16 protein-coding genes and 3 pseudogenes are annotated in these 22800 nt (G+C 43.9%); 13 read left to right on the forward strand and 6 right to left on the reverse strand.

The genetic code is table 11. The features are described 5' to 3' along the window. The first annotated feature begins 3 nt into the window (after window positions 1-3). Complete coding sequence (locus tag BM373_RS18630) at window positions 4-366, forward strand: hypothetical protein (RefSeq protein WP_090464876.1); 363 nt, start codon at window positions 4-6, stop codon at window positions 364-366. 826 nt (window positions 367-1192) lie between these two features. Here the strand turns inward: BM373_RS18630 and BM373_RS18635 are convergent. Continuing rightward, on the reverse strand, window positions 1193-2056 hold the full coding sequence (locus BM373_RS18635; protein ID WP_090464878.1) for a LysR family transcriptional regulator: 864 nt from the start codon (window positions 2054-2056) through the stop codon (window positions 1193-1195). A 74-nt stretch (window positions 2057-2130) separates the two neighbouring features. On the opposite strand from BM373_RS18635, the gene BM373_RS18640 reads away from it, so the two are divergent. After that, on the forward strand, window positions 2131-3063 hold the full coding sequence (locus BM373_RS18640) for a DMT family transporter (protein WP_090464881.1): 933 nt from the start codon (window positions 2131-2133) through the stop codon (window positions 3061-3063). 18 nt (window positions 3064-3081) lie between these two features. On the opposite strand, the gene nhaA is transcribed toward BM373_RS18640, so the two are convergent. Then, entirely contained in the window at window positions 3082-4263 is a 1182-nt protein-coding gene (gene nhaA, locus BM373_RS18645; protein ID WP_090464884.1) for a Na+/H+ antiporter NhaA, read from the reverse strand. Between the two features lie 532 nt (window positions 4264-4795). Between nhaA and BM373_RS18650 the strand changes: the two genes are divergently transcribed. The 11 genes from BM373_RS18650 to BM373_RS21535 all read left to right on the forward strand — a co-directional run bounded on the left by BM373_RS18650 (window position 4796) and on the right by BM373_RS21535 (window position 19450). Then, the gene (locus BM373_RS18650) at window positions 4796-6451 is read left to right on the forward strand and encodes a methyl-accepting chemotaxis protein (RefSeq protein WP_256214692.1); all 1656 of its coding nucleotides are present in this window, start codon (window positions 4796-4798) and stop codon (window positions 6449-6451) included. 318 nt (window positions 6452-6769) lie between these two features. After that, window positions 6770-9343 carry a bifunctional diguanylate cyclase/phosphodiesterase gene (locus BM373_RS18655; protein WP_090464890.1) on the forward strand — a complete coding sequence of 858 codons (2574 nt, stop codon included), beginning with the start codon at window positions 6770-6772 and terminating at the stop codon, window positions 9341-9343. A 345-nt stretch (window positions 9344-9688) separates the two neighbouring features. Then, window positions 9689-11227 carry a methyl-accepting chemotaxis protein gene (locus tag BM373_RS18660; RefSeq protein ID WP_090464893.1) on the forward strand — a complete coding sequence of 513 codons (1539 nt, stop codon included), beginning with the start codon at window positions 9689-9691 and terminating at the stop codon, window positions 11225-11227. A 308-nt stretch (window positions 11228-11535) separates the two neighbouring features. Further along, window positions 11536-11709 (forward strand): phage polarity suppression protein, encoded by a 174-nt coding sequence (locus tag BM373_RS22010; RefSeq protein ID WP_143102682.1) that lies wholly within the window; start codon window positions 11536-11538, stop codon window positions 11707-11709. Window positions 11710-12274: 565 nt separating this feature from the next. After that, window positions 12275-12643, forward strand: coding sequence for a hypothetical protein (locus tag BM373_RS18665; RefSeq protein WP_090464895.1), 369 nt, complete (start codon window positions 12275-12277; stop codon window positions 12641-12643). Between the two features lie 602 nt (window positions 12644-13245). Beyond that, window positions 13246-14517: a hypothetical protein gene (locus tag BM373_RS18670; protein WP_090464898.1), complete on the forward strand. Its 1272-nt coding sequence runs from the start codon at window positions 13246-13248 to the stop codon at window positions 14515-14517. Window positions 14518-14525: 8 nt separating this feature from the next. Then, a complete protein-coding gene (locus BM373_RS18675; protein ID WP_090464900.1) occupies window positions 14526-15062 on the forward strand; it encodes a hypothetical protein in 537 nt (178 codons plus the stop codon). Next, a complete protein-coding gene (locus BM373_RS18680) occupies window positions 15050-16990 on the forward strand; it encodes an AAA family ATPase (protein ID WP_090464902.1) in 1941 nt (646 codons plus the stop codon). The genes BM373_RS18675 and BM373_RS18680 overlap by 13 nt, the downstream gene beginning before the upstream one ends. A 792-nt stretch (window positions 16991-17782) precedes the next feature. Further along, window positions 17783-18478, forward strand: a complete 696-nt coding sequence (locus tag BM373_RS18685) for a hypothetical protein (RefSeq protein ID WP_090464904.1) — start codon at window positions 17783-17785, stop codon at window positions 18476-18478. A gap of 4 nt (window positions 18479-18482) precedes the next feature. Further along, window positions 18483-19133: a hypothetical protein gene (locus BM373_RS18690; RefSeq protein WP_143102683.1), complete on the forward strand. Its 651-nt coding sequence runs from the start codon at window positions 18483-18485 to the stop codon at window positions 19131-19133. Beyond that, window positions 19133-19450, forward strand: coding sequence for a nucleotidyltransferase domain-containing protein (locus tag BM373_RS21535; RefSeq protein WP_143102684.1), 318 nt, complete (start codon window positions 19133-19135; stop codon window positions 19448-19450). Before BM373_RS18690 ends, BM373_RS21535 begins: the two co-directional genes overlap by 1 nt. Window positions 19451-19545: 95 nt before the next feature. On the opposite strand, the pseudogene BM373_RS18695 reads toward BM373_RS21535, so the two are convergent. From BM373_RS18695 to BM373_RS18710, 4 genes and pseudogenes are all read right to left on the reverse strand, one after another. Beyond that, window positions 19546-20223 (reverse strand): annotated as a pseudogene (locus BM373_RS18695) (phage portal protein); the annotation flags it as partial. Further along, window positions 20210-20691, reverse strand: a pseudogene (locus tag BM373_RS18700) (transposase); the annotation flags it as partial. The pseudogenes BM373_RS18700 and BM373_RS18695, both read right to left, overlap by 14 nt. Window positions 20692-20960: 269 nt before the next feature. After that, entirely contained in the window at window positions 20961-21443 is a 483-nt protein-coding gene (locus BM373_RS18705) for a GNAT family N-acetyltransferase (protein ID WP_090464910.1), read from the reverse strand. A gap of 112 nt (window positions 21444-21555) precedes the next feature. Then, window positions 21556-22797, reverse strand: a pseudogene (locus tag BM373_RS18710) (integrase). Window positions 22798-22800: the final 3 nt, after the last annotated feature.

A 22800-nucleotide genomic window follows, 5' to 3' on the forward strand; every position in this document is an offset into this window, starting at 1 on the left:
ATTATGCGCTTTCGCAAAAGTCTGTTTTTAATCGGCCTGTTCCAGTTAACCGGGTGCGTGGTGGCGGATATGGATTCCACCAATTACACCTCGTTTCCTTATGTGCAGACGATCCAGAAAAAAGGGCAACTGGGGCATACCGATATTCAGCAGCGTAAAAAGGATCTCCACGCCTGTGGGTTAAGCAAGAATATCGATCCGGAGGTGGGGCCGTTTAATCGTAACCAATTCGCCCCCGGCGAAACGCTGGAGCAGCACAAGAAACGTATTAACAAACTTGAGAGCTGCATGAAAAGCAAAGGCTACGTGTTACTGGATTTTGGTGAATGTGGCCCGCTCAAAGCGCCAACCGGAAAATGTAATTAACCCGGATGAAAAAGGCAGGCTGTTATTTTGCAGCCTGCTGAACCGTTGCGCGGTAGCCTGAATGTTATCCGGCAAGATTTGAGATATGCATCGCTTTCCCTAATACAAATTAAGAGTAATCTTAAAAAGGTAAGAGCGGCTGGAGGTGCAAGATGAACTGGGTATTTTATTTAGACAGGTGGTATCAGGTCACTCCCCAGCCCCTCGTTGGCGAATATAAGCTCTCAATTCCCGGTGAGCGCGGTTACATCATCCTCAACCGAAAACAGTTTGTTCAACTGTCACGCCTGAACCTTAAGCTGAAGCTGAGTCATCCTGCCTGATCCATAAAAAATGAGCCCGGACGCATTTAAGCCAGCATAATAAACTGCTTTAGTGCTATATGTGCGCATTAAACGTCCATGGCGCACGACATCTGAGACTATCCGGTCAATATGCCTGTGAATATCTGAACTCAACCTACACTCAGGCCAGCTCTTTCATAATAGCCAACACCAGCGTGAGAGAGCTGTCTGGCCCGATAGCCCTGGAGATAATTCCGGGTGGCTCCTGATTATTTCCGGGGAGGGGTCGGTATTAAACAAAGGCCACGAGATTTTTCGTGGCCTTTTCTTATCGCGTTGCGGCTGGCATTTTCTGTTGGCCAAAATCGTGTTCACAGTAAATATGTGCAGCACGTCACCTTATCCCCATTATCTTTCACGATTTATTAAGGTTGTCTTAAGGTTTCTTACCCACAATTCATTTCATAAAGCGCACAAGGTTCTGGTGCCATCGTGATGTTGTAGCAGGCAGGAGATGATGTCCCCTGCCGCTTTTTTCTTTATCACTCCGCCTGCAAACGAAACGACTGCTGCATCGCACGCGCCAGTAATTCCACCGCTTCATCCCCACGAGATCCAGCACTCCGCATAAACACAATGTCATGATCTGCAATGACCGGCATTCCTTCGAGGATCTGCATGTGCCTGGTGACTTTGCCACGGTCAATCAGACTGATGGCTAACCCGGCTTCCACACAGGCTTTGACGGCCTGATTCGAGTGGCTTTCGAGCACGATGCGCGAACGCCGGCCTGACGCTTTAAGCGATGTGATCATCGCCTCGCGGTAAGGGCATTGCACGGCGTGGACCGCCAGAGGCAGGGGATCATCAAGCGCTACGGTGGTGCTCGTCGGGCCGACCCACACCGGCGTGGTCGACATTAACACCAGGTCATCCGGGCTGACTTCCTCTTTGAGTTGGGCCACCACCGCCGTCTGCAATTTGCCACGCTGGACCCACTCCCGCAGCGCATAACTCGGCCCCGTCTTAAGCTCCAGCACTACGTTCGGCCAGGCGGCGGTAAAGGTCGGCAAAATATCCCGGATAACGTGGGTCACGTATTCATCAGGCACGCCCAGCGTGATACGTCCGGCGAGAGACGTGCCATGCAGTTCCGCCAGCGCCCGATCGTGGGTGCGTAACAGTTCGGCGGTCGACACCAGCAGGCGCTTGCCGAGGGGAGTCAGAGAGATGGACTGGTTAGTGCGATTCAGCAGTCGCCCGCCCGCCACCGCCTCAAGACGCTGGATGTGAACGCTCACGGCGGCCGGGCTTTTATACAACTCCCCGGCTGCCGCGCTGAATTTCCCGATGCGCACCACGGTATGAAATGTACGCAACAGATCGATGTCGAGAATAGCGGTCATGGTTTAATCCTGTTAAACAACTGCTGCACGATATTTTGATTTACCAGACTACACCAGCGCCGTAGCCTTTGGGAATGAACAAAACAATTCCGGTTCACCCCGACAAACCGACGCGCCGTTCCTGGCGTCAGACACTGCCGCTGCCGCTGCTTGAGGCAGGGCTCCTGCTGACCTGGAGTTCGGGCTTCATCGGCGCGCGCTTCTCCATTGATTACGCCCCGGCACTGCTGGTGGTGTTCTGGCGCTGCGTGGTGGTCTCCGTTGTCTTGTTGCCCTTCGTTTATAAGTCGCTGCTGAAGACCCCTTTTCGGGTGCTGTTGAGAAACGCCGGGATCGGCCTGCTGGCGATGGCGGGGTATATGACCGGGGTGACACAGGGGATTGCGCTTGGGGTGCCGTCCGGACTCGCCGCCCTGTGCGCCGATCTGCTGCCGCTGGGGATGGCGCTGCTGGCCGCTGTTTTTCTTGGCGAACGGCTGGTGCCTCAGGTCTGGCTGGGGCTTATCGTCGGGCTTGTCGGCGTGATATGGGTGACGCATGACGTGCTGGGGCAGGGCAGCGCGCCGTTATGGGCTTACGGCTTACCCGTGGCCGGGATGCTGTCGCTTGCGGTCGCAACGCTGTGGCAGAAACGCGGCAGTGCTTCCCGGTCCATGGATCTGCTGCCTGACCTCTGGCTACAGTGTTTTGTGTCGAGCTTTGCCTTCGCTGCCATTCAGGGCAGCCAGGGGAGCCTGGCACCGATCCCCACCCAGGGCTTCACCCTGAGCGTGCTGTGGACGGTTGTACTTGCGACCTTTGGCGGCTACGGGCTGTACTGGATCTGCCTGCGCCGAAGCAGCGCAACCCGCGTCGCCAGCGTGCTGTACCTTAGCCCGTCGATCACACTGCTCTGGGCGTGGGCGATGTTCGGTGAACCGCTCTCCTGGCAGGTGGCCATCGGGATGGTGATTTCTGCCGTGGGCATCTGGCTGGTGTTGCGTGCCGGGACTGGCCCGGCATCCTGATGCTGCTGCTCCCGGCGGTTAGCGAATGGTTTTTACAGGTGCCAGTCTCAATATCAGTATCCCGGCCAGCGCCGCCAGTACGGAGCCTGCCAGAACGCCTACCTTGACCTCATCAACCAGCAGCGGGCTTCCCGCAAACGCCAGGTTGCCGATGAACAGGCTCATGGTAAAGCCGATACCGCAAAGAACTGATACACCGTAGACCTGTAACCAACTGCTGTTCTCCGGGCGTCTTGCCAGGCCGAGGCTGACCGCCAGCAGTGATAAACCGAAAACACCCACCTGCTTACCCAAAAACAGGCCAAGCGCCACGCCGACCGGCACCGGTGATAACAGGTCATCCATCGTCATACCGGAGAGCGCCACGCCCGCATTGGCGAAGCCAAACAGCGGCAGGATCATGAACGTCACCCAGGGATTCAGGGCGTGCTCAAGTTTGTCCAGCGGCACTTCGTCACCGGCATTCCGGGGACGCAGCGGGATAAAGAACGCCAGCAAAATCCCCGCGATAGTGGCATGTACGCCAGACTGAAGCATGAAAAACCACAGTACGGCACCCGCCAGCAGGTACGGGGAGAGCCGCGTGACGCCGGTGCGGTTCATAATGAACAGCAGGGCAACGATGGCCGCCGCGCCCGCCAGCATCAGAAGGGAAATCGTGCTGGTATAGAAAAGGGCGATGATGGCCACCGCGCCCATATCGTCCAGTATGGCCAGCGCCGAAAGGAAAATCTTCAATGACGGTGGCACGCGGCTCCCCAGCAGTGCCAGAACGCCCAGCGCGAAGGCGATATCCGTGGCGGCGGGGATCGCCCAGCCAGCCATGGTTTCAGGATTTCCTGTATTAAAGCCGACATAAATCAGCGCGGGAATGGCCATCCCCCCCAGTGCTGCAAAGCCTGGCAGCGCACGCTGGTTCCAGGTGGCCAGCTGACCTATTAGAAGCTCACGCTTAATTTCCAGCCCTACCATCAAAAAGAACACCGCCATCAACGCGTCGTTGATCCAGTGCTCAACGGAGAGACCCGCCGCTTTATATTTCAACAGCGCTTCATACCCTTCGCCCAGCGTCGAGTTGGCAACGACAATTGCCGCTACGGATGCGGCAATAAGCACAATACCGCCCGCAATGGGCGAGCTGAAAAAATTGGAAACGGGCGCTATTACCTTACTGGCTAATCTAATCGGTTTTTCTGTCATTTAACTTCCCCCAGAATACGCAGTAAAGGCCATCTATTTAATGTGGATAATGACCTGATTAAAAAACATAATAAATAGTGAGACAGGTGCAATATGTAGCATTATTTCAGTATAAATCATGCGGTTACATGTGTCTTTTTTCGGTGCTATTTTACCATTCTCAATCTGTAACATGCGCTCAGTGAAGTAAATTATCGTAAATACGAGCTGCCGCCTGAGCAGATACAGCGAGGCTAAGTAAAATCCTGGACCGGGAAATGTGATTCAGAACGCTTTTTAGGCATTATTGGTGCTTAACCAGAATTTAATAAATCTTAGAATCAACGAGTTATATTAAAATTGTTTTTAAAAATTGATAAATATCAAAACATATAGAGTAATTCTTCATTTTCCGGTTTTAGCGGTAAATATTGCTACAGAAAATTCTCCCACCTCCGATATTACAGATGAACACGTTAGTTCATTAATCGCTTCAATAATATCAGGTCGGTTCTCAGCCGATCGGAAGTACCTGTATGTAGAAGGAGATGTTGTGAAAATATATAATATGAGCGTTGGCGCACGTATGGGTACGGGGTTTGCTCTATTGCTCCTCATGACAGTCATCATGGGAAGCAGTGCCTTCTGGTTAACCAGAAGCAGTGAAAAAGATGTTCAACAGATGATCAGCTGGCTTCTCCCAAAAGAGCGAATCATTGAAGACTGGACAAGCGCTATTAATGATAACAGTGGGTTAGCGATGGTCTCCATGAGTACATCCGATCCTCAGTTGCGGAAAACATTACAACAACCGATGACCGCTTCCGCAGATAAAATTAATACCCTGCAGCAAGAACTTATTCCCCTGATCCGCCTGGAAATCGGCAAAAAGTTGCTGGCTGAAGTACTTACGGCGCGAGAAAAATATATGTCGCTGCGTCGCGAAGGTTTGCAGATGGCAGAAGAGGGGCAAAGTGCGCAGATGAGCGATTTTATATCTGAGCGATTCTATCCGGCGACGCAAAATTATACGCAAGCCCTTCATGCGCTGGGTGACTATCAAAAAGATCTCATTGACGATTCCTATGCAGGCATCGCAAACCAGTCGGCAATGTCTAAAAATATAATTTCGGCATCTATTCTTCTGAGCATAATTTTGGGTGTTTTAATTGCCTGGTATATCACCCGCAGTATTACCCGGCCACTGGCTGAAGCAGTTCTGGTTGCCAGTAAAGTTTCTGCCGGGGACTTAACGGTTGATGTGAAAGTGACTTCAACAGACCAGTTGGGAATACTCATGCAGTCATTAAAAGATATGGTGGGTGGACTCGCCAATACCGTGACTGACGTGAAAAATGGTGCAGAGACAATCTCCCATGCGGCAAATGAAATTGATGCCGGGAATATTGATCTTGCCTCCAGAACAGAAGAACAAGCCGCCAGCGTGGAAGAAACCGCCGCGACGCTTGAACAACTGACGTCAACGATTAAACGTTCAGCAGATAATTCCCGTCACGTAAATCAGTTATTTAACGAGACCGGGGATATCATCAAGAAAAATAACGCACGGATGAGTGACGTTCTGACAAGTATGCAGGATATACATTCTGAGTCGGGCAAAATGGCGGCCATTGTCACCACAATCGAAGGCATCGCGTTCCAGACTAATATCCTCGCCCTGAATGCCGCGGTAGAAGCCGCACGAGCGGGGGAACAGGGACGGGGATTTGCCGTCGTGGCAGGCGAGGTTCGTACCCTTGCCCAACGAAGCGCCTCTTCTGCGAAAGAGATTAAAGAAATTATTAATTCCTCGGTAACCAAAATAAGCAACTGCCGTGTGCTGGTTGATGAAGCGGGCAGCGGTATGAATGGGATCGTAGAGAATGTGGCTGGCGTTCAGGGGCTGGTGGATGAGATCGCACGCGCCAGTGCCGAGCAAAGCGACGGTATTACTCAAATCAATATCGCGATGGGGCAGATTGATACTACCACTCAGCAAAACGCCGCTTTGGTTGAAGAGTCCTCCGCAGCCAGCGCCTCACTCAAGGATCAGGCCCGTATACTCCTGCAAAGCGTGGAAGTATTTAAGTGCAATGAATCAGGCCGGGTGCAGGATCATGAGCAGCGTACTGTGGTAAAGAAAACCGTTGAGCCTGCCATCAGCAAAACGGTTAACGTCTCCGGCAATGCAGACTGGGTAACATTCTGATGTAAGAATCGATACTGAGTGACGATTCGTGACTTAATATAAATTTTCATATTACTTTTCGCTCCCTGTTATTTACGTGCAGGGAGCGTTAATCGTTATATCGCTGGCTATTTAATTTTTAAAACACCCATTCTGTGTAACAGGGCTAATGTGCAATGACGTTGTGTTCTGAGGAAAATCAACGCTAAATTTTTGACGGGTCTCACACTCATCCTGAGAAGTAAAAAGATTTGGGCTCTGCCTGTGAATTTTTTTGCTTGTATGCCGATAACGGATTACGCGGAAAAGTTGCTGCAATGTCGGATAAGAAGGAAAATGATGAATCTACCTGTACTCACTCCTGGCGTCTCTGATACCGAGCAGACCAAGCGGCTGATAGGTAATGTATTTTCTTATATTGTATCGTTATTGGTGGGTATCTTTATCATCGCGATTATTTCGCTGCTGGTTATAAGGAATAACGTTAATAGCATCAGCGATAAGCACGATGAGTTTTTATTAAAAAAGGCACTGGATATTCATCAGGAAAATATTCGTAGTCATTTAAAAGATAATGCTGAATGGGGAGATGCCTACAAAAACCTTCATGAAAAAATAAATCTTAACTGGGCCTGGGATAAACAGAATCTGGGCAAATCGCTTTATGATAATTTTGGCTATGAAGGGGTATTTGTACTCTCACCGGAAGGTATTACCCGTTACAGTGTGCTCGACGGGAATCTGCGACTTCAGGATCTGGATAGCTGGTTAGGTAAATCCACCAGGGAAAACTTACTTAAAGAAGTGAGCAACAATAACGGAATGCCAGTGTCCGCATTGACGCTAATTGATTCTGTTCCGGCGATTGTATCAGCGGCATGGATCACCGCCGATAATGACAGCAGCGTAATAGCGCGGCCAGGTAAGTTCTCAATAATGGTGTTTATTGAAAAGCTCACGGCCGAAAAACTACTCGCTATTGGCGATGATTCGGGGATTAAAAATGTCCGTGTCCTTCCGGATGCCATGAGGTCTCAGGCAGAGAATTTTGTAGACTTCCCGTTAAACATTAATAAAGGTGTGGTGCGAATTGCCTGGGAAAGTGAAAACCCAGGCCAGGCCCTGATTATCTATTTTCTGCCATTACTTATCTTGTCTGTCGTGCTGATGGCCTGCATGACGATCGTATTAATGCGTCACATTATGCAGAAAGCCAGAATCAACGACGAGCATACCTTTCTCCTTGATCAGGCACGTCTTAAACTTATCACCAGTGAAAAACGTTTTCGGGATGTGAGTGAAACGACCAGCGACTGGTTATGGGAAACGGATTTAAGCCTAAAAATAATATGGTTATCAGAGCGCTTCTCGACCGTGACGGGATTTGATAACAGCGAATGGACGGGGCGTTATCTGCATGAACTGTTCCCTTCCAGAAAAGCCTCTTTTCTGGAGTGTATCAGCCAGAGAGAGGCATCTGGCCAGTTTGCGTTTAAAAACTGTCCTTATATTAACTCTCAGCAATCCACCTCTTATTGCACGCTTCTTGCCAAATTTGTGGTTCAGCCTGATGGCACGGTTGTTATTCGCGGCGCGGCAACCGATGTCACCATTGAAGTGGAAGCCACAAAACGCGTCCAGTTCCTGTCACGCCATGATGAATTAACCGGTCTTCCTAACCGGTATCAAATAAAAGAGTTTCTGGCGGGCGAGCTTAATAAAGACGAAGCCGGGCATTACCCTTTTTCAATGATCTGTCTTGATCTGGATAAGTTTAAACCCGTCAATGATGTGTTTGGACATTCAACAGGCGATGCGCTGCTGGGTGAAGTCTCTTCCCGCCTGAAGGGCTGTATACGCAGCGGTGATTTTGTCGCAAGGCAGGGCGGGGATGAATTTATGATCCTTCTCGCCAATACCAGTCAAATAAGCCAGATTGACGACGTTTGCCAGCGCATTGTTAATGAGCTAAATCGTCCATTCTCTGTTAATGGCAATGATGTGACGATTGGCGTAAGCATGGGAATTGCTCTGGCTCCAAAGGACAGTAATAGCGCGAACGATCTCTTACGCTTTGCGGATATTGCCCTTTACCAGGCGAAACAGTCCGACAGAAATAAGTGGGTTTATTATCAGCAGGATATGTCAGAAAAACTCACCGAGCGCAGGAAAATGGAATCGGAGCTCAGGGCTGCGATTAAAGAAGATCAGCTCTATCTGGTTTACCAGCCCCGCTTCAACCTTAAAAATTCCAAAGTGGATGCCGTGGAAGCGCTGGTACGCTGGCAGCATCCGGAGCGTGGAAACCTGATGCCCGATCAGTTCATCCCGCTTGCTGAAGAAACCGGGCTAATCATTAATCTCAGCAACTGGGTGCTGCACAAAGCCTGTACCGATGCCCTTGAAAAACTGCCGGGGTTGTCGGTGTCGGTCAATATCTCCCCGGTGGAGTTCCAGGCAAGCGATCTTGCTGAACGGGTGAAAGCGATCCTGCAAGCCACCGGCCTTGCGCCCGCGCGGCTTGAAATAGAAGTGACTGAAAATGTGACCCTGTCCGAGCCGGAAAAAACCAGCCAGATCATGAAAGCGCTGAAGCAAATGGGCGTGCGCATTCTTATTGATGATTTCGGTACCGGCTATGCGTCGTTGAGCTATCTGCGGAAATTCCAGTTCGATGGATTGAAACTGGATAAGAGCTTTATCTTTTCAATGGGAGATTCCCAACAAAATCTGTCAGTCGTGGAGAAAATTATCGACCTGGGTAAAGCCTACTCAATGGAGGTGACCGCAGAAGGGGTGGAAACCGCTGAGCAATTAAATTTCCTTAAAAATAATAAATGTGATGAGGTTCAGGGTTATTTTATTGGAAAACCCGTTGCCATTTCAGAATTGAGTTTATCGTTAGCGGATTAATAAATAGCCTGATCTTAATATTTCGCCCTCTTTGTTCAGGGATGAGCGGGGGGCAGGAGAATATCCTTCATTGAGGTTCTACTTTTATTATTGTTTTTGCATGCCGTCTGTCTTTGCCCCCCTCCTGAATGCTTTAGTACCTTGCTTTAAACACACATGATTAATTCCATTGTTGCTCAGTTTATACAGTAAGTTACTGTGCATCTGCCTGTTTTTTTAGCGTGTTTTAAGAATGCTTAATTAAATTTAAGTGGTATTTAAATAAGCTTTTTTTTGATGGGGATATAAAGTTGTTTCTTATTGGGACGATAAATAAGAAACCTAACAGTCGCGGATGAGGCCGTCATGACTATCCTGAAAAAATTAATTGGTATTTTTACCTTCTTCATTATTATTATGATTGCTATGGGTGTTATCAGCCTGTCTGCTCTAAAGAATGCTCAGGAAAGATTTGAGTATGTGACGACTAACAGTTTGTCGAGTATCAATACGCTCAGCCAGGCTTTACGAAGCCGCGAAGAGGCGCGGCGGCAGATACTTATGTCATTACTGGTCAGTCAGAAAGAAATTTTTGATCAGCATATGATCACGGCTCAAAGCGAGCTCGATAAAACGCGTAATACGTTAAATGCCTATAAAGCAACAATGATTTCTGATGATAAAGACGCCGATTTAATTAATAAAACCATTCAGGCGTTTGATACTTATCAGGAAAGAGTTAATGCGATGGTTAAAGCATATAGCTCAGAAGGGATTGAGGCAGCAAGAAAGATGGTTTCAGACGGGGGTATTACGGCAAATGCATCAGTAGCCTTAAGCGCAAGCATTCAGGAAATGCTGGTATATAATAATGAAATAGCCCAAAACTTCGCGAGCAAAAACCATTCTCAGTATATCCAGACGTTGTGGTTCCTGGCGGGTGTAATTATCGCTTCAATAATTATTGGCGTTGCTTTCTGCGGGTGGCTACTCACTTACATGAAAAAGGCGTTGCATAATTTGCAGGATACGATGCGAAATATTGGCGAGACCATGAATTTAACCCTGCGAGTGGATCTTGATAAAAATGACGAACTCGGTATGACCGCGAGAAGTTTTAACGGATTAATCGAAAAAATCAGGGGCGTCTTATCAAATGTGAAAGATGCGAGTAAACAGGTAGATACTGCTGCTCAGGAAATTGCTACCAGTAATGATGATTTATCGTCACGGACTGAATCACAGGCATCATCGCTGGAACAGACGGCTGCCAGTATGAATGAGCTTTCCGTTACCGTTAAACAAAATATGGATAATGCGAAGGAAGCGAATACCTATATAGAGCAGGTGCAATCTATTGTGAATCAAAGCCATCGTGAACTCGGGGCCTTAAAAAATTCAATCGATGATATTTCTACGTCCTCTAACAAAATATCAGAAATCACCTCGATAATTGATGGCATCGCATTTCAGACAAATATTCTTGCGCTTAATGCGGCGGTGGAAGCTGCCCGGGCAGGGGAGCAGGGTAAAGGATTCGCTGTTGTGGCCGGTGAGGTACGCTCGTTATCTCAGCGTTCATCCTCCGCAGCACGGGATATCCGGCATCTGATAGAAGAAGCGATTAAAAACGTCAGTAAAGGCGTCGATTACGCTGCGAATGTCACGTCAAAAATGAATGAAGCACTGGCCGTCGTGGATGACACCACGCAACTTATCAACCAGGTTAATCATTCATCAACAGAACAAAGCTATGGTATCGAACAGGTCAACGTTGCGGTAAGCCAGATGGAAGGTAACCTCCAGCAAAACGCATCAATGGTGGAACAAATGGCTGCCGCAGCGAATTCGCTGAGCCAGCAGGCCACCAAGCTTTCAGGGGAAGTCAGCGCATTCCGGCTGTAGAGGAATGGGGTGGGGCTGTTTTGGCTTGGTTAGGGTAAGCGCCCAGTCAGCGATGGTAATGCGGGTATGGGCGCTTAACGTAAGAGGCCTGAAATTCAGGGGCAGGAACTGAATAATTACGATGGGGCAGGCGAAAAGTAGGGTGGTTGAGTCATAGCAATGATCGTGGGGGAGAACGTTCAAAAGTCCTCAATAATTCCGATTTTTTCCACAAAAAAGCCCGCAATGTTTTCAGCTTGCGGGCTTTTGGGCTAAATCTCAGGCTACTATAGTGACCATCAACAAAGGTTTGGGTGGGACTGACAGAGATGCAGCGCATCAGCATCAGTAACCTACTGAATGATTTTATGCAGGCGCACTGCAAGGAGTTGGCTGCCGCCTTGATACTGGAGCTTATAAATTGCTTCAGCCAGGATCCCGTCGTTCAGCACCGCACCATACAGTATTCGGTCGACTATCTGCAGGAAGTCATGCATGTTTAGCTGGTCGCCAGTGAATAAATTAATTATTCGGCGGAGGATAATGACATTTTAATGACCACCGGTTCGGGCCTGACACGGCTTCAAGAGCGGATTGTCAAGAAAAAGATAACCCTGCGTAGAATCTGATTTATGTTAATAACTGGGCTGAAATGGCTATAGAAAATCCCGCTTAAAAACTCTCAAAAATCCCGCCATTTTTATAATTCAGGCCTTGCATCCACAGGGTGCATGGTTTTGCATGCGTTTCATGCCCTCCCATACTAGTACCGGCTCGGCCTGAGCCTGTCCATGCACCTACATTAAAACCGGCCCGTTAAGCAGGCAGGCGTGGTAGGGAGAGCATTGCTAGTCAATAAATAAAAAATTATCTTCTCTATTACTACAGTACTTAACTGGTGCCTGATCCAGTCCACCTTTAAAAAAATGGATATGTCCATCAATCAATTGAGATTGTGCATATGTTTTCCAAGCCAGCAAGCTTCTGGAAGGCGCTTTTGTATCGCAAAAGTGGGGAATATTTCAGTACAGGCAGGGGCACAAAGTTGAAGGACGTAAACATGCTTTCATGGCACTAAAATTGATGAATATGTGGATTGGAACCAATTGGGCACTGGAAATGGTAGCTGCTAAAGAACTATCAGATAAGGTAAAACGAGAAGAAGCAAGCCTCGGCGGCAAAAATAAAGCGCAGAACTATAAGCGAGTCAAGGATGAAGTTATTAGGTTGTTGAAGAAAAATATGCCTGAAAAAGGGTGGCGAAGTAAAGTCTCCGCTATTAACTCCTTAGAGAAGGAGATCACTAGGTTTATTGAGGTTGATTTCGATAAAAATAGTGACTGGACAGCATGGGAGAAATTACTTAGAACAATTAGTGACTGGTCTAGAAATGATGTTGAGTTAAAGGATATATTTAAAAAGGTAGTGCGGAAATAGATGCTGACAATTGGTTTGGCTATTTTAATTATTATTTTGCGATATTGAATATTGAATATTGAATATTGAATATTGAATATTGAATATTGAATGGGGGTTAAAACATTAAAGTAAATAATCCTCAGGAAATACTGCATAATTATAAGTCTGTCGGTGGTTCTGTGTAACTGCCAATGTATTGAAGGTGCTGTCGGTCAACGAACTTGATAATAAGACGGCTCATTGCCAGCTGCTAGTTTTGGAACGGTATACACCATTTTCTTTACGAATCCTTGATCGCCACATAAATCACCTTTCACGGTGGGCCATCCATTGGGAGCACCTTATGTTTCTTAATGGCAGCCTAGACATGTTGTTCAGCGATTCGATAGCGTCGCACTGAAGATGACCTTGTGCATATCCGGCGGATAAATGAAAGGCGTATTGAGGTTTTCCCAGTACGCACACCCGCATTTTGCCGATTTGCGGGGGAGCTCTCGTCTCAGGTCTCAGCGAACGCATCCAACGACATCAGTTGAAACTCTCTACAACAACTAAAATATTGTACCTTTTACTAAATATGTTACGATAGAAATCTTTGTTTTCTTAATGAATTATAATTCATGACTACACAGACAATTAATAGAGAGGCGGCAAAAACTTCTGGAAGTGGATTATTATTCCAGCGAGTTAGGGCTGTTCATCGGCTTTTAGATTTGATAAGTAGGTTAGGGAAAAAGACTTGTTACTGTGCTACCGAATTTATTGAGGATTCTGCAACGCTGACAGTTAACGATGGTATTGCGACCATCGAAATAGAAGAGAATAAAAAATATTCAAGTGGCTTAAGCTTCAATTCAGAGGCAATAAAGAATACAATCGTAGCTTTTGCAGATCAATACATAAGTCATTTCAATGATTCTAAAACAATCGATTTTTCAATATTCTGCCATGCACAGTTATCAGATGAGCAACTTGAGAACTCAGTATTAAATACGGCTGCTCCTAATTTACCATTGAGTCAAACAAAAACCACCAAGCTAAATATATTAAAAAAACTAGTTATAAAAGAGAGGCTTACGCTAGATGAAATAACAATTGCGAAGTTATTATTTGTTGAGGAGTATGAAAAGCAATATGCAATTTATGCTGATAAAGATAAAAAATTAATCACTTCTTATGGGGGGAATTATAAGATAATATCAAATTGGGATAATGATGATTTTTATTTATTTTTATCTTCCATTTCATTTATTATTATTGAGTCAGATAATGATACTTATGATGATGTAGTTATGAAATGTATTAAAGATTGTCAATTTTATGATCATCGACATTATGGCCTCGAAAGTATAATTCTTGGTGCGTTAGAAAGCTTATTTGACCGAAATCAGCAAGATGGGCGAAAATTTGGCAGGTTTGTGAGTCGTGAAATGGTGCAGGTAATATTTCTGCAAGCAGCCTCAAATCAAAATGAATTAAAACCAATTGATCCTTCATGGAAAGTATTTGAAAGTCTTGATGTTAGCGATCAACGAAATCTTGAAGAGAAAATAAAGGTTGTTTGCACTGATATTAAAGAGAAGAAAATCCAACACTTAAGTTTTACTGCTACTAAGGCAAGAACAAATGAAGGGTTATTTGGACAAGAGTATGTATCATTAAGGTGTAATTTTTATGAATGGTGTAGTGAATATATTGAAAGTAATCTCTCACAGCTAAATTATACTACCGATGATTTAGTAAATCATTTAGATCAAATGACAGATTTATGCTATGCTAACATGCAACAGCTAAAAAAAACATATCGAATGAGCATTGATGATAAACTAACGATTCGTGGAATCATCTTGACATTAGTTGATGACTGTTATCTAGCATTCGACGAAGAATAGAACATAATATGAATTCGAAATTAAACAACGATAAGTTAAAAAGGATAAGCTTCGTTTCTGGCGAAGATTTCTATTTCTTAACTTATTTAATAATTATTTGCCTCAAAGAGTTTTCTAATAAAAAATTGATATTTAAAGATCATAGAAAGCTAACGTACTTGATGCAACTAATTTCTAGTTCAACAGCTATAAATATTTTGATAGAAAATTACAGTGAAGAAGATTTAAAACCCTTCGATAAAGAATTTTTATTTGACATTTATGTAAAAGCTTCATTACATCAAAGAGAAATATATAAAATAATCAGAAGCCTTGAGAAAAATGGGAAGATTACAGTAATTGATACAGAAAAAGTTGATTGCTATAACATCGAAATTGTAGATAAAATTTGGTTGGAATCCTTTTTTGATACTGACATATTTGATAGAGAGTTAAATAATATAGTTATATTGAAGTCTTACTTTAAGTCCATAAACACACTTGGACTTGATGGTCTGATTGGAAAGTTTTTCACTGAATATGGGTTGAAGTTATGGGCCAATTAAAAATACACAAGATGCACTATGAAGGAAAACGCTACGGCTTTAGTTCTCCGGAATTAGATAATTACAAAATCAATATAATCGAAGCACCAAATGGGTGTGGTAAATCTACTTTTTTCGATCTTATTTATTATGGGCTTGGTGGGAAAGTATCACATTTTAATAGCGCCGAAAAAGAGACTCATAAAGAAATAGTAAATGATAAGTCGAATTTCGTCGAACTTGAGGTTTCTCTAAGAAATATTAAATTTAAATTTATCAGAAAAATCGGTGAAAATCTTATAACAATTTTGTCTGATGAACCTTTTTTGATTAAAGACGGTGAATCAGTCGATTTTTTATGCTTGCCCATTAATAGAAATAAATCCGAAGATTATATTTTTTCGGACTGGATTCTGGAACAACTTAATATTCCAAGCATTGAGATTTTCCATGCAGGTAAGAATTTCAAGATAGGTTTCAATGACTTATTGCGCCTCGTATACCATAACCAAGGCACTGATGTTAATGGCATCTATAAACCTGCAGATAATCAAAACTATGTCAGTGATTCTGTTTTTCTTAGAAAAGCTATTTTCGAAGTATTAATGGGAAAAACGTTAATAAAGTTATATGAGGCTTATGGAAATCTTAAACGTAAGCAATCAGAGCACGAAAAAGCTAATGCCATACTTTCTGAATACAGAAATATAGTTTCAGATATGTATAAACAACTCGGATTTAAAGAAGTGATCAATGATTATCACTTGGTTAAGGAAATTGAAGAGTTAGAATCGAGCGTTGAACGTTTAGTTACATATCGTTCGAAACAGTTAACATCAAAGATCAGTGAGAATGCCGGACTTGCCCACACTCAAAAGTTAAAAGAAGCGTATGGTCGAACTGAGTTAAACCTCATTGAGTTACAGAAAAATATTGAACTTAAGTATAAAGATATAGATTCTCTTCATCGTGTAATAAGACAAACTCGAGAGGACGCATTTCGACTTCAAAAGATTATCCATACTCATAGACAGTTGGAGATATTTACACCAGATACATGTCCATATTGCTTGAAAAATGTTGATAGACCAAGCGACAAGTGCGTTTGTGGTCATGAAATTGATGAAAATGATTACCGAAGATACTTTTACGATCCAAGTGAGTATTATACTTTACTTAAAAGTAAAGTTAAATCTCTTGAGACAATGGAAGTTGCTCTTAAATCAGCTAAGGATGAATTAAAAAATCTTGAAAATGAGCTGGAAGAATCAAATGTTGAAAATCTAAATTTAAAGAATGAGCTTTCATTTGCCTTAAGCGAAATTGAATATATAACTGACTTCGATGAGCTGGATAATATAGAAGATCTATTGCTTACAAATAAAGAGAAAATTAGCAATCTAAAGCAAGCTCTTTTGCTTGAGAAAAATCTCCAGTCCTATCAAGGTGTGAAAGACTCTGCAAAAAGAGAGATGGAGTTTGCAAAAATTGCAGTCGAAAAATTAGAAGCATCATCTGAAGCTGAGCTTATCGAAAAAGTCGATAAGTTCAACAAATATTATAATCATTTTATGAAAGCGTCATTGTTGGATTGCAGAGTTGCAGAAATTAACTCTGATGACTATATGCCTCTCATAAATAATGGCGATTATAAAGAGGCCAGCGCAGCCGTTCATAAAAGATTTTTGTATTATTTGACGCTACTTCAGCTTTCACTCTTGGATGATATACCTTTTCCTCGTTTGCTATTAATTGATACCCCAGAGAATATTGGTATTGATAACATTAATTTAAATCGGATGATCTCCTGTTTGGATTTACTTGACAATCCTAACAATGCTGACTATCAAGTAATATTATCTACCGGTGAGAATAAATACCCTGAGTCAATGAAAGGTAATGTGATCATAAAATTAAACGAAAGTAATCGATTGCTCAAAGAGAAGTAAAACAATCGCCTTTCTTGAGGGCGGTTGTCTACGCCCTATAAAGATGTAATAAAGGACTATTATAGCAATCTCTAATAATCATCTAAATAGTAGAATAAAGCTAAACATGTTTGTGATAGTGCTTATATCTATCCGGCTCAAAACGCTTTTCATCTAATGTCTTCTTTATACGATGTTTTTCATCACTTCAATCGTTGAAACTTATCCTCAGTTGTAACGCGTAATGAGTATGAAAACATGGTGAGAATTTCATCTCCTTCCCGAAGCTAATGTATCGTAATATTCCAATATTTATTTCAGGCTTGCGAAGGACATGATTTCAATCAGCTTGACCTGCCCCCAGTATTAGACACAACCATCAGTTATTAATGTCGGTACTACGAACAGCACCGATACTATGAACTGTATCTTGATAAGGGAATTGCGGCTGATCAACATGAGCGAGGGCTGAATCTGCAACATTTCCGCCATGTAATACTGAGGCCATTTCATTGTTTAATACAGATACCTACGTGTCGTTTGATAGCTATTCAGTAGCAGAGAAAGCAGAGCAAAATGCAACTGCATGACTATGCCGCATGAATCCGCATGATCGTTAAAGGATCGTTAAGCAAAGGCCCGTCATTCCTGGCGGGCCTTTGCTTATGTCATGCGGGTGCATGAAAAGCGCTACACAAAGCGGGCAGGCGTGGCGGGGATACGAGCGCGCGCTCACCCTAATAAGTAAGCTTGATTATTGGTTTGTTCAGTAATAAATTTAGATTCTAATTTCGAAACTTGTAAGGTTAGTTCATGGCTTGTAGTAGGGGAAAAGCTTCTCCCAACGCAAATACAATTAGACGGCTTTTTGCCAGTTCAGGCGGTTTTTGCCAAAATCCAAAATGTTTGCAACCTTTGTTTGTTGATGCTGGTGACAAAAATATAACAATTGGGGAGCTTGCTCACATTTTCAGCGCTATTGATAATGGCCCACGAACCAATGCTGATCTAACTGATGAGCAGCGAGGTCATTTTGATAACATTATTCTTCTATGTGCTAATTGCCATACAACAATTGACAAGGCAGAGGAATATTTTACTGATGAAGTTATTCGCTCTTGGAAAAATGACCATATCGATAAAATTAATGCAACTTTTGGTGTTAAAACATACGATAACAGAGAGTCTGTTAGACAGGAGTTAGAAAAATACTTTAGAGAAAATAATGCGATTTTTGTAACATATGGGCCAACTCAAGAGAATAGTGTTGATCCCGAAAATCCAAATGCAGAAATTTGGTTGAGAAAAATTCAATCTCACATCTTACCCAACAATAGAAAAATACAGCGATTAGTGGAACAAAATTATCATCTCATGAGTGAAGATGAAAAAAATACTTTTTCAAAGCTTTGCGTTCATATAGATGATTTTGAATCAAAGCATCTTGGTTTAACTGATGCTAATGGTAGTAGGTTTCCTGAGGCTGCTTCAGAGTTATTTATAGGATGAGACAATGAGTATAAATGCAAGTGAAGGTTATATTTCATGGATGGCTGGGAAATTACAAGAAACCAAAGGTATTGAAAGTGCTGAAGTAAAAGGTAATGGGGCTTTAGTGATTAATACCAAAGAGGGAGAAACCTATTCGATTGGAGCGATCAGTACTGGCCGTATAACATGCCCTGAACTAAATGAATATTTAGAGGATAAGGAAATTGATTTTTTATCAGTTAAGGGCGGCGTTGAATTTATCTCCGGGGATGCAATGAATTTGCTTGAGCAAAAAAAAATAGGAGTGGATTCATTCGGGTATATTGCATCAGCTTTAATAACTAGCAATCCACACGAGCATCTTGATAAAGAACATTTGTTTATCAATCGAGTTTTTAAACAACATTCACATGTTAGTTCTGTAGAGCGAGAAACCAACAAAAAATATAGATTAAAAAGACGCGGGATGGCAGATCTGGTTATTGTGGCAGTGAATGACTATGATATGACGGCGGGTTCTGTAAGAGATGCTGTTGGACTGCATGGTAATTGTGATATTGTTTTTGCTTCAAATCCAAATGGACGATTGACAACTCAGGCAAAAGAGGCTGCTGAAAGCATTGGGGTTGAACTTTACAAACTGAGTGATTTGTTACGAAGAATCTCACGGTAGTGAATTTTCAAAAAGCTATTGAATCTATCTGTGATGTTATTATTTATCATAGTTTATGTGTTGTTGATGTGTATGTGTTTGGATCAGCATTAAATAATTTTAACAGCGCTAATGACATCGATATACTTGTGATAGGTGATTATGTTGATGGCTTATTGTTAAAGGAAAAACTACGAGGGCTAGATTTATTTATTCCAGTTCATGTTATCTCAATGACTAGCTTTGAAGAACGTGAGCTGGATTTTATTAACTCTGTTGGTTCTTCTATGCTTGTTATTGATAAAGGAGTTGAGATTGATTTCGCATTTTATAAATGACAGGTGATAATAGCCTCTCCTTGAGATGATATGTCTCAAGGAGATACTTTAACTATAAGGAATAAACTTGGAATTTTATTACTTTGATCACCTATTCAAATGTTTACTTCTCGAATTCGTTGCTGAAGTGGATTTAATTCATTACGCACAAAAACTGTCGATGCCTTCTCCACATCCCCAAACCCCTCAACAGTGCTAGGCATGATCCCCATCATCTGCGGCGGAACGCGGTGCGCCGCCATCATATCATCCCGGCTCACGTTCTTGATGTTCAGAAACTCATCCTTTGCCACCACCTCTGACAGGGGGAGGATCTGAATACCATCCTTTTTGCCATTGGGTGAGTACATAAACAGGTTACGGAAATTGCCCGGCCCCTTGGCGCTTTTCATGGCCTGGCGGATGTTGTTCACGTCTTCCTGGTTTTGCGCGGCGTCTGTCATGTACATGACGAAGCCCGCGTGGCTGCCGTTGATGTAATACTTCCGGCGGAACAGCGTGGCGGACTCGTTGAGCAGGGCGGAAGGGATGGCGGACAGGTATTCCGGCAGGCCGTAAATCTCCTGATTCAAATCCGGCTCCATCAGGTGGAAGATGCTGCCTTTGGTGAACTCGTAGGGCTGGGTGGTCATGCCGTACTGCACAAACCAGTAAGTATCGAGGTCGATCCCGAGGCGGGTGTATTTCGCCAGTGATGGCTCCAGCGACAAAATGCCGCCCAGCCGGTTCGTCCGTTTCTCAAGATAGGCATTACCAAACACCAGGTAATCCTCCGCTCAGTGAATATGAGTCACGGATAAGCATCAGCAGACGCTGGTTATCTTGATCACGCGCCGAGACCGGGTTGTGCAGCCGCGCGTAGAACCCGGCCCGGGCGACATTCAGTACCCGACACATCGTCATCACACTCCATACAGTGCGGTGTTCATTGATAAAGCGGTACTTCAGTCGAGCTCCCTTGCAAAGTACCGCGCGGCCTTTTTCAGGATATCCCGCTCTTCTTCGGTACGTTTTAGCTGCGCCCGTAGTTTCAGGATCTCGCTTTTGGCTTCCAGTAAATCCCGGGCATGCTGTTCGCTGTTATGGGGTTTAATAGCCCGTAACCACTTATAGAGACTGTGTGCGGAAACGCCCAGACGGTCAGATACTTCGGCAACGGAATAACCGCGTTCCGTTATCTGACGGACGGCTTCTTCCTTAAATTCAGGTGTAAATCGTGTGTGCCCATACGCTCCTCCTATGCTCAAACTATAGGGCAGGATCGTCTACCGGGGTGGGGTCAGTCCATATATGACTCTGAGGTGTCTGTTAAACCCGTAGCGATTCACTACCGTTATCAGCGAGTAAAATAATGAAATTGAAATCTCGCAGCAATTGAGGAGTGTTGAGCGGATGTTTTTATGTTCCGCTAAAAATTCTAATGTACTGATGTTTTTACAGAATTTAATATTTCTAAATTATATTGAATGCTAAATTGAGCATGAGGGATGTCTTGCCTCTAGCTACTTGGTTATTCCTTGATGTAAAGAATAAGGGAATGGTTTCCTCTCTTACTTTTGTAAGGTTTGCCAACTTTGGAAAAGCCAAATTTGTTAAATAAATACTGCATTGCTGTATTATTTTCACGCGTCGTAGAAAAGCATGATTTGTCAGTTAGTTGTTTGCAAATTAATTCCATTAAGATGTGCCCGTAGCCTTTATTTCGTGCTGTTTCTGCAACATATAGCCAGCCTAGCTCAAAGTCGTAATTGCCTTGTCCGGAAACACCAGACCTTTCAAAGGTCTTGGATTTATATGCTTTACTTGGGTTTTTGATAGCTCCTACTGCAACAGTTTGGTCGTTATTGTCGTAGATAAAAATAAGCAGTTCCGCGCACAAAATCCGTTCTTGAAGTCCTGCTGATTCTACTTCTCCACCCTCGTTAACAAGTGCTTCAAATATTGCGATTTCTGCATCGCTACAACAATTAGGTTTTTTAACTAATTTTTTCATGTTTATTACACCTTTTGTAATGAATTAATCTTTTATCAATTTCAATATTGATTATAAACATTCCTAATTACAACATAGGTTAATGAATAGCTCTGTTTTTAGTACTAACGAATCATCCCACAAGCCTCATTCCTTTCATCCCTCCTTCAATCATGCTCCCACGATCCGCAGCCATCACAAAATCAGCCCACCACTGCATCATTGGGCGTCTCTGCTCAAGATAATCTGTACGGTTATAAGCACGGCGAACCTCATTCTTATCCACATGGGCTAATACCGCTTCAATAACGTCAGCTAGAAAACCCTGCTCGTTAAGGGCAGTACTAGCAATAGATCGCAAGCCATGAGAGACGAGCACACCACCAAAGCCAGAACGTTTAAGTGCAGCGTTTACTGTTTGGCTATTCATAGACTGGTTCGGCTTGATACGGCTTAGAAAAATGAATTCTCGGCCACTACTCAAAGGCTTCATCATTTCAAGAATAGAAAGCGCCTCATCCGATAATGGAACCGTATGATCTCGGTTCATCTTCATTCGAGCTGCTGGGATTTTCCATTCTTTAGCATCAAAATCGATCTCATCCCACCGAGCTTCTGCTGCTTCAGCGGGCCGTGAGATGGTCAGAAGTTGCCACATGAACAAACATCGAGTAGGCAAAATAATGTTGGCATTTCTCATTGTCTGCATCACTTGCGGTAACTGATCAGGGCGGATGCTCGGCATGTTCTTTTTCTGAGGTTTCTCAAAGGCTTTGCCAATATTGACACTGGGAACTGCATCAATAAGGCCTGTGTTTTGGGCGTAAATCATGATTTCATTGATACGTTGGCAAAGGCGACGGACTGTTTCTAACGCACCTCTGGCTTGAACTGGTTGGACAGCCTGAACCAATGTATGAGCTTTAACGTCCGTAATATTGATCTTGCCAATTGCGGGGAAAACGTCTCTTTCAAGTGAGCGCCAAATATTATGAGCGTAGTCCTCTGTGACGCTGGTTTTCTTGAGGTTCCACCAACGCTCGGCAATCAACATGAACGTATTGGTTTTTGCCTCCTGAGTGCTTCTTGACTGCTCCTTTTGATGTTCTTGAGGGTCGATATCTTTTGCTAATAAAACTCGAGATTCAGCTCTGAGTTTACGCGCATCAGAAAGCGAGACGGCAGGGTAGGCACCGAAGCTCTGTTTGGTTCGCTGCTTGGTGAGAGGCCGATAGTAACGGAATTACCAGAGCTTACTGCCACTGGACTTGATTAACAGAGTAAGCCCATCACCGTCATACTGCTGGTAATCGGCATCTTTAGGTTTGGCGGCTTTGATTTCCGTATCGGTTAACGGCTTGGTTTTTCTTGCCATGGC

Origin of the sequence: Enterobacter sp. kpr-6 (genome assembly GCF_900116015.1) — a bacterium.
Lineage (GTDB): Bacteria > Pseudomonadota > Gammaproteobacteria > Enterobacterales > Enterobacteriaceae > Enterobacter_D.

Excerpts from the sequence above, each read along its gene's own strand:
- BM373_RS18630 (WP_090464876.1), top strand. The coding sequence starts at position 4 with ATGCGCTTTCGCAAAAGTCTGTTTTTAATCGGCCTGTTCCAGTTAACC.
- BM373_RS18635 (WP_090464878.1), bottom strand. The coding sequence starts at position 2,056 with ATGACCGCTATTCTCGACATCGATCTGTTGCGTACATTTCATACCGTG.
- BM373_RS18640 (WP_090464881.1), top strand. The coding sequence starts at position 2,131 with ATGAACAAAACAATTCCGGTTCACCCCGACAAACCGACGCGCCGTTCC.
- nhaA (WP_090464884.1), bottom strand. The coding sequence starts at position 4,263 with ATGACAGAAAAACCGATTAGATTAGCCAGTAAGGTAATAGCGCCCGTT.
- BM373_RS18655 (WP_090464890.1), top strand. The coding sequence starts at position 6,770 with ATGAATCTACCTGTACTCACTCCTGGCGTCTCTGATACCGAGCAGACC.
- BM373_RS18660 (WP_090464893.1), top strand. The coding sequence starts at position 9,689 with ATGACTATCCTGAAAAAATTAATTGGTATTTTTACCTTCTTCATTATT.
- BM373_RS22010 (WP_143102682.1), top strand. The coding sequence starts at position 11,536 with ATGCAGCGCATCAGCATCAGTAACCTACTGAATGATTTTATGCAGGCG.
- BM373_RS18665 (WP_090464895.1), top strand. The coding sequence starts at position 12,275 with ATGGCACTAAAATTGATGAATATGTGGATTGGAACCAATTGGGCACTG.
- BM373_RS18670 (WP_090464898.1), top strand. The coding sequence starts at position 13,246 with ATGACTACACAGACAATTAATAGAGAGGCGGCAAAAACTTCTGGAAGT.
- BM373_RS18675 (WP_090464900.1), top strand. The coding sequence starts at position 14,526 with ATGAATTCGAAATTAAACAACGATAAGTTAAAAAGGATAAGCTTCGTT.
- BM373_RS18680 (WP_090464902.1), top strand. The coding sequence starts at position 15,050 with ATGGGCCAATTAAAAATACACAAGATGCACTATGAAGGAAAACGCTAC.
- BM373_RS18685 (WP_090464904.1), top strand. The coding sequence starts at position 17,783 with ATGGCTTGTAGTAGGGGAAAAGCTTCTCCCAACGCAAATACAATTAGA.
- BM373_RS18690 (WP_143102683.1), top strand. The coding sequence starts at position 18,483 with ATGAGTATAAATGCAAGTGAAGGTTATATTTCATGGATGGCTGGGAAA.
- BM373_RS18705 (WP_090464910.1), bottom strand. The coding sequence starts at position 21,443 with ATGAAAAAATTAGTTAAAAAACCTAATTGTTGTAGCGATGCAGAAATC.